This is a genomic window from Nocardioides sp., assembly GCF_016462705.1.
In the GTDB taxonomy this organism is placed as follows: domain Bacteria; phylum Actinomycetota; class Actinomycetes; order Propionibacteriales; family Nocardioidaceae; genus Nocardioides.
The window spans coordinates 1-3,215 of the sequence record NZ_JAEMSS010000291.1; the positions used below are offsets into that span (position 1 = coordinate 1).

The 3,215-nt window shown below is 71.9% G+C and carries 3 protein-coding genes; all 3 read right to left on the reverse strand.

From position 1 onward, the window contains the following. The coding region (locus JHD21_RS21595; RefSeq protein WP_292679583.1) for a serine/threonine-protein kinase at positions 1-1,026 on the reverse strand (1,026 nt) is incomplete at its 3' end. Continuing rightward, positions 1,023-2,492 carry a penicillin-binding protein 2 gene (locus JHD21_RS21600; RefSeq protein ID WP_292679585.1) on the reverse strand — a complete coding sequence of 490 codons (1,470 nt, stop codon included), beginning with the start codon at positions 2,490-2,492 and terminating at the stop codon, positions 1,023-1,025. The genes JHD21_RS21595 and JHD21_RS21600, both read right to left, overlap by 4 nt. After that, positions 2,489-3,215: FtsW/RodA/SpoVE family cell cycle protein (locus JHD21_RS21605; RefSeq protein ID WP_292679587.1), on the reverse strand; the 727-nt coding region annotated here is incomplete at its 5' end. The genes JHD21_RS21605 and JHD21_RS21600, both read right to left, overlap by 4 nt.

A 3,215-nucleotide genomic window follows, 5' to 3' on the forward strand; every position in this document is an offset into this window, starting at 1 on the left:
CGGGAGTGACGAACAGCGCGATCTCGAGCCGCTGCCGCCACCGGGAGCTGCCGGGAGGGCTGCCCGGCACCGGGGACCGCCCGGAGGGGTCGCCGGTGCCGTGCTCGCCGGGGGCGCCACGACCTGCGTGGCGGCGGTCGCCGGGTCGCGCAGGGCGGCGGCGAACGCCGAACCGTCGGCGAACCGCTGCTGCGGGTCCTTGGCGAGGGCGCGCTGGACGACCGCGGCCAGGTCCGCAGGCACCGACGCGGGCAGGTCGGGCACCGGCTGCTGGATGTGGGCCAGCGCGGTCGCGACCGGCGACTCGGCCTCGAACGGACGGCGCCCGGCCAGACACTCGAAGGCGACGACCCCGAGCGAGTAGACGTCGGACCGCGAGGTCGCCACCTCGCCGCGGGCCTGCTCGGGGGAGAGGTACTGCGGCGTGCCCATGACCTGGCCGGTGCCGGTCAGGCCGAGTCCCTCGCTGGCGCGGGCGATCCCGAAGTCGGTGATCTTGACCGTGCGGTCGGGGGTGACCATGAGGTTCGCCGGCTTGATGTCGCGGTGCACGATCCCGCCGCGGTGGGCGGCACCGATGGCGTCCCCGGCCTGCGCGAGCAGGTCGCGCACGGCGCCCGGGTCGAGCGCCTGGCCCGGGCGCAGCAGCGCCGAGAGCGGCTGGCCGTCGACGAGCTCCATGACCAGGAACGGCCGCGGGATCCCGGAGCCGTCGGCGACGCCGGAGGCCTGCGACTCGCCGACGTCGAAGACCGCGGCTATCCCGGGGTGCTGGAGGCCGGCGGCGTGCCGGGCCTCGGTCTCGAAGCGGGAGCGGAACGTCGCGTCGTCGGCGTACTCGTGCTTGAGCAGCTTGATGGCGACCGGCCGGTCCAGCGCGGTGTCGGTGCCGCGCCACACCTCGCCCATGCCGCCGGTGGCGATCCGGCTGTCGAGCCGGTAGCGGCGCGCGTCGTCGGCGAAGCGCTGCGCGTCGTCCGGGGGCCCGCCCGCGGGATGCACGGGGCCGGTGGGTGTGTCGCTCACTGGATCACCGCCTCCATGATCGCCTTGGCGATCGGTCCGCCGAGACGGCCGCCCGCGATCTCGCCGCGGTCGACGCCGTCGACCTTCTGGATCATCACGGCCACCGCGACCTGGGGGTCCTGGGCCGGGGCGAACGAGACGAACCACGCGTAGGGCGGCACGTCGTCCTGGCCGCTCTGCGCGGTCCCCGTCTTGCCCGCCACGGTGATGCCGTTGATGGCAGCCGGGTTGGCCGTGCCGTCCTCGACCGTGTAGACCATCAGGTCGGTCAGCTGGTCCGCGGTCGAGGCCGAGACCGCCTCGGAGAACTCCTCGGGCTCGGTCTGCCGGAGCACCTCGAACGTCGGCGACTGCACCTGGTCGACCAGGTAGGGCCGCATCACGACCCCCTGGTTCGCGATGCCGGCGACCACCATCGCCATCTGCAGGGGGCTGGCCTGCACCTCGAACTGGCCGATGGCCGACTGCCCGGTCTGCGGCGGGTTGGCCCGGTCGGGGAAGTTGGACACCGACTGCGGGCCGAGGTCCTCGAAGTACTCCTGGTTGAAGCCGAACGCCTCGGCCTGCTCGCGGAGCGCCTCCTCGCCGAGCTGGACGCCGAGCTGGGCGAAGGTGGTGTTGCACGAGTTGCCCATCGCCACCTCGAACGGGATGGTGTCGGAGCCGCACTCACGACCCTCGTTGTCGATCAGCCCGCTGTCGTCGGAGGTCTGGGGGAGCTGGTAGGACACGCCGCCGGGCACCTCGTCGGAGGCCTCGTAGAGGCCGTTCTCGATCGCCGCGGCGGCGGTCACGAGCTTGAACGTCGAGCCCGGTGGCAACGTGGTCCGGATCGCGCGGTTGACCAGCGGCTCGTCCTCGCGCGCGTCGAGCCGCTTGTAGGCCGAGTCCACCGCGGAGAAGTCGTGCGAGGCCAGCTCGTTGGGGTCGTAGGACGGCAGCGAGGCCATCGCCAGGATCTTGCCGGTGTCCGGCTCGAGCGCGACGACCGAGGCCTCGACCTCGCCGGGCAGTGCCTCGAGGGCCTCGTACGCCGCGTCCTGGGCGGCCCGGTCGATGGTCAGCTGGACGTTGCCGCCCTTGCCGGCCTTGCCCGAGAGCAGGTCGACCAGCTTGGTCACGAACAGCAGGTCGTCGTCGCCGGAGAGGACCCGGTTCTGGGTCTGCTCGACCCCGGTCTGGCTGAAGAAGGAGAAGTAGCCCGTGAGGTGCGCGTACTTCTCGGGCTCGGGGTACTCCCGCTGGAACTCGTACTTGTCGTCGACCGGCGTGCTCTCGGCGACCGGGTCGCGCCCGACCAGGATGGCGCCCCGCTCGGCGGAGTAGGCGGCCACGATGACCCGCCGGTTGCGCGGGTCGTCGGCGTAGTCCTGCGACTTGGCGTACTGCAGCCAGGTCGCGTTGACCATGAGCGCCAGGAAGAGGAACAGGCAGAAGAGCGAGATGGTGCGGATCGGCTTGTTCACGACGGCGTGCCTCCGACCCGGATGACCTGGGTGGAGAGGTCGTCGGCGTCGTCGTCCTCGGAGAGGTCCGGCACCGGCCTCCGGGCCAGGTCGGAGATGCGGATGAGCAGGGCGACGATGACCCAGTTGGCGACCAGGGAGGAGCCGCCGTAGGAGAGGAACGGCGTGGTGAGACCGGTCAGCGGGATCAGCCGGGTGACCCCGCCGATCACGACGAAGACCTGGAGCGCCAGCACCCCGGCGAGACCGACCGCGACCAGCTTGCCGAAGCCGTCGCGGGAGATCAGGGCCGCGCGGAGCGCGCGCTCGACGATCAGGCCGTACACGACGATGACCGCCATCACACCGGTGAGGCCGAGCTCCTCGCCGATGGCGGCCAGGATGAAGTCGGACTCCGCGAAGGGGATCCGCTCGGGGCTGCCCCCGCCGAAGCCGCGGCCGATGAGCCCGCCCCAGGCCATCCCGAACAGGCCCTCGACGAGCTGGCCGCTGCCGGGGGTCTCGTCGATGTACTTCATCGGGTCGAGCCAGATGTTGATCCGGTTCTGCACGTGGTCGAGGTAGCGGACCCGGTCGGCCAGGAAGTAGACCGCGGCGGAGCCGGCCACGAACATCGAGCCGCCGAGGAGCAGCCACCCGGGCCGCTCGGTGGCGACGTAGAGCATGATCAGGAAGAGGCCGAAGAACAGCAGGCTGGAGCCGAGGTCCTTCTGGAAGACCAGG